Source organism: Micromonospora sp. ATA51 (genome assembly GCF_016802855.1).
GTDB lineage: Bacteria > Actinomycetota > Actinomycetes > Mycobacteriales > Micromonosporaceae > Micromonospora > Micromonospora sicca.
In genome coordinates this window covers 1-3,378 of the sequence record NZ_JAEVHJ010000491.1, presented here as the reverse complement: position 1 = coordinate 3,378, position 3,378 = coordinate 1, and the positions used below count along the sequence as shown (strand labels likewise).

Below are 3,378 nucleotides of genomic sequence, written 5' to 3'. Positions count from 1 at the left end.
TTTCGCCCGGACCTGGGAACGGGACATGAGCCCACCGTGGCGGCGTCAACAACGCCGCCGCAAAGGGCTGCCGAACTACCGGCTGGTGCGTTACGCCGATTTATGCCGAGCTCGGCATAAGTCCGCTTATGCCGAGGACCGGATTATGGCGACCACGGTGGTGAACTGCCTGCTCGGCAGAGGGCCGGCTGTTCGCGGATCGGCATAATCCGGTGTTCGCGGGTGGTGGTCAGAGGTTGTCGAGGAACGCCAGGAGGGCGTCGGGCGGGCGGTAGCGGCCGGGGCTGGTGCCGGGTGGCTGGACGCGGGCGAGGGCTTGTTCCTTGATGGTCATGTCGGCGTGGAGGTAGACGTGGGTGGTTTCCGCGTTCTCGTGGCCGAGCCAGAGGGCGATGACCGAGGTGTCCACCCCGCCTCGCAGCAGTGACATGGCGGCGGTGTGCCTGAGCGTGTGGGGAGTGACGTTCTTTTCCTTGATCGACGGGCAGGTGGCTTCTGCGGTGGCTGCGTGCTTGGCGACGAGCCGCTCGACGGCGTCGCGGGAGAGCCGGCCTCCGGCCTGGGTGGGGAACAGCGGGTCGCCTGGGGCGGGACTGCACTCGGCGAGCCAGGTTCTCAGCACTTTGACGGTCTGGTTGGTCAGGGGTGTTGCCCTGTCTTTGCGGCCCTTGCCGTGGCATCGGACGTGCGGCCCGGCGCCCAGGTGCGTGTCCTGGCTGGCAAGGCCGGTGAGTTCCGATACCCGCAGTCCGGTCTGGACGGCGAGCAGGAGCAGGGCGTGGTCGCGGCGTCCGTGCCAGGTTTCCTGGTCGGGCGCGGCGAGCAGCGCGTCGGTCTCCTCGGGGGTGAGGTAGCTGACGATGGCGCGCTCGCGCCGCCGGGGCGGGATGGCCAGGACCTGGCTGATCACGGCGGCGTGCTCGGGTGTTCGCGGGGCCGCGTAGCGGAACAGCGAGTGGATCGCGGCCAGCCGGGCGTTGCGGGTGGCGCTGCCGTTGCCTCGCTGTTGTTCCAGGTGCTGCAGGAACGCGCCGATTAGCGTGGCGTCGAGGTCGGCGAGGCTGAGCCTGCTGGGTGGCTTGCCGGTGGTGTCCTGCGCGAAGGCGAGTAGGAGTCTGCACGTGTCGCGGTAGGCGGCGACTGTGTTCGGGCTGGCCTTCTTCTGCCGCGCTAGCCGGTCGGTGAAGAACCCTTGCAGGATGGGGGCCAGGTCGGTCATGGGACCGCCTGCCTGTCCGCCTGTTGTTCGAGCCGGCCGGCTGCCAGGGCGAGGAGTTCGGGGACGGCCTGAAGGTACCAGTAGGTGGACTTCGGGTCGACGTGGCCGAGCCAGGTGGACAGCAGCGGGAGCCGGGCCTGCACGTTCCCGCCGTCGCGGTACCAGTCCAGCATGGTCGCGACCGTGAACACGTGCCTGAGGTCGTGCAGCCGGGGAGCGCGCCGCCCGGGCGGGGGCTGGATTCCCGCCGCTGCGACGAGCACGGCGAACGTGTGCTGGATGTTGTGCCCGTCCAGCGGCCCGCCGCGGCTGTTCATGAGGAACGTGGCCGCCTCCGGTTCCGGGAATGCCTGGTCGCGGGCGTGCTCATAGGCGCGCAGCGCGGTGATTGCGGTCGGGTGCAGGAACACCAGCCGGGACTTGCCGAACTTGGTATCGGCGATCAGGAGCGTCCCGGCCTCCAGGTCGACGTCATCCCGGCGCAGGCGGCATGCTTCTCCCTGGCGCATGCCGGTCACCGCCAGCAGGCCGATAAGCGTCCGCCAGGTCGCCGCGCGCAGCGCCGGCCGGAGGGCGTGCGCCGCGCTCATGAGCGCGGCGATCTCCTGCGGGGAGTAGAGATAGGGCGGGATTCGCAGGTAACGGCGCGTCAGCACGTCATCGGGCGGGACCTCGGTGGCGGGATCCAGGGCCTGCAGGTGCCGGGCGAAGATCCGCACGACGTCGAGCCGCCGGGCCTGGTAGACCTCGTTGCCGCTGCCCCGGCTGGTCCGGGTCGCCCACTCGATCGCCAGGTCCGCGGTCACCCGGTCAGCGCCGCGTTCCTCGCAGAACCGGACGAAGCTCATCAGGTGCCGGCCTTGCGTGGTCAGCTTGAACCCGAGCGCGCGGCGCATGGCCAGGTACTCCCCGGCCGCCGCCCGCAGCGCGCTCACTTCCCGGCTCCCGGCCACGGACGCGCCAGCGGGCGCAGCGCGTTCTGGTCGACCTTGGCATACAGCGCCGTGGACAGCTGGCTGCGGTGACGGAGAACCTGGCCGACCTCGGGCAGGGAAGCCCCGGCGCGCAGCATCTCGGTCGCCAGCGCGTGCCGCAACCGGTGGGCGCCCCGCCGCTGCAGCCCGGCCCTGCCGCAAGCCCGGCCCATGACGGCGCGGACCGCCTCGGGCGTCAGCTGCCGGTAAGGCCGCCGCACGGTCACGAACACCGCCCGCGACTCGCACTGCGGCCGGCCGTTAGCCAGCCAGGCGGCAAGCGCCTCCCCGGCCGGGGCCGGCAGGGGAAGCCGGCTCAATGCGGCTGCCCTTGCCCGTGACCGCGACCTCGCCTGCCCGCCAGTCGACGTCGCCGAGCTGCAGGCCCGCGGCCTCCGCGCCGCGCAGCCCGAGACGTGCCAGCAGCGACAGGACCGCGTAATCCCGCAGACCGGCCGCAGTCTCCCGGCCGCAGCCTGCCAGGAGCCTGTCCACCTCGGCCGCCGACAGGCCGCGCGGCAGCGAGGCCAGCCGCCAGGACGCCACCGCTGGGACCGCGCCCGCCAGCGGGACGGCCGTGCGCCCGGTCGCGTGAGCGAACCGCAGGAACGCCCGTAGCGACGTCACCATCGCCTTCGCCGACCAGCGGTTGCGGTCCCGGCAATGCTCCACCATGAACGCGGTCACCTTGCCCGCGTCCAGCCCGCTCACCGCTACCGGCCCGCCGACCGCAGTCAGGAAGTACTTTGCCTGCTTGGAATAGCAGCGCACCGACACCGGCGACAGGCCCCGCTCCCGCTCCAGCCACGTGCGGAACTCCGCCAGCAGCACCGCGCTGTCAACGTCCGTCTCCATGATCATCTCCCAGTCTGGAGGAATCACTGACACGAACCAGACAGGCAGGTCACTAACGAGCGCGCAAGATTATGCCGACACCAAGAACCCACTCACCGCCCTTGGCCAGGAGCAACGCAACCACTCTCGGCATAATCCGGTCCTCGGCATAAGCCGACGACTTCGTCGTGCTGGTGCACGGCACGAAGTCTGACGCCGAAGCTATCCGAGCCGAAGTCGGCCAGATGCTGGCCGCATGTTGAAGATGACCCTGTCGCCGGAGAAGACCCACATCACCCACATCGACGACGGTTTCGTCTTCCTCGGCTTTCGCATCCAGCGGCGGCGCAG

General features: G+C 70.5%; 5 protein-coding genes. 1 reads left to right on the top strand and 4 read right to left on the bottom strand.

Features of this window, described 5'->3' with window-relative positions:
• Positions 1 to 208, top strand: a 208-nt coding sequence (locus JNW87_RS36520) for a hypothetical protein (protein WP_238455282.1), incomplete at its 5' end; no start/stop codon positions are given.
• A gap of 21 nt (positions 209 to 229) precedes the next feature.
• On the opposite strand, the gene JNW87_RS36515 is transcribed toward JNW87_RS36520, so the two are convergent.
• The 4 genes from JNW87_RS36515 to JNW87_RS40085 are packed head-to-tail and all read right to left on the bottom strand — an operon-like array spanning position 230 to position 3,054.
• Entirely contained in the window at positions 230 to 1,219 is a 990-nt protein-coding gene (locus JNW87_RS36515) for a tyrosine-type recombinase/integrase (RefSeq protein WP_238455281.1), read from the bottom strand.
• On the bottom strand, positions 1,216 to 2,154 hold the full coding sequence (locus tag JNW87_RS36510) for a tyrosine-type recombinase/integrase (protein WP_238455280.1): 939 nt from the start codon (positions 2,152 to 2,154) through the stop codon (positions 1,216 to 1,218). Before JNW87_RS36510 ends, JNW87_RS36515 begins: the two co-directional genes overlap by 4 nt.
• Positions 2,151 to 2,513, bottom strand: a complete 363-nt coding sequence (locus tag JNW87_RS40090; RefSeq protein WP_255544781.1) for a tyrosine-type recombinase/integrase — start codon at positions 2,511 to 2,513, stop codon at positions 2,151 to 2,153. The genes JNW87_RS36510 and JNW87_RS40090 overlap by 4 nt, the downstream gene beginning before the upstream one ends.
• Entirely contained in the window at positions 2,455 to 3,054 is a 600-nt protein-coding gene (locus JNW87_RS40085) for a tyrosine-type recombinase/integrase (RefSeq protein WP_255544780.1), read from the bottom strand. Before JNW87_RS40085 ends, JNW87_RS40090 begins: the two co-directional genes overlap by 59 nt.
• Positions 3,055 to 3,378 lie beyond the last annotated feature (324 nt).

Excerpts from the sequence above, each read along its gene's own strand:
- JNW87_RS40085 (WP_255544780.1), bottom strand. The coding sequence starts at position 3,054 with ATGATCATGGAGACGGACGTTGACAGCGCGGTGCTGCTGGCGGAGTTC.
- JNW87_RS36515 (WP_238455281.1), bottom strand. The coding sequence starts at position 1,219 with ATGACCGACCTGGCCCCCATCCTGCAAGGGTTCTTCACCGACCGGCTA.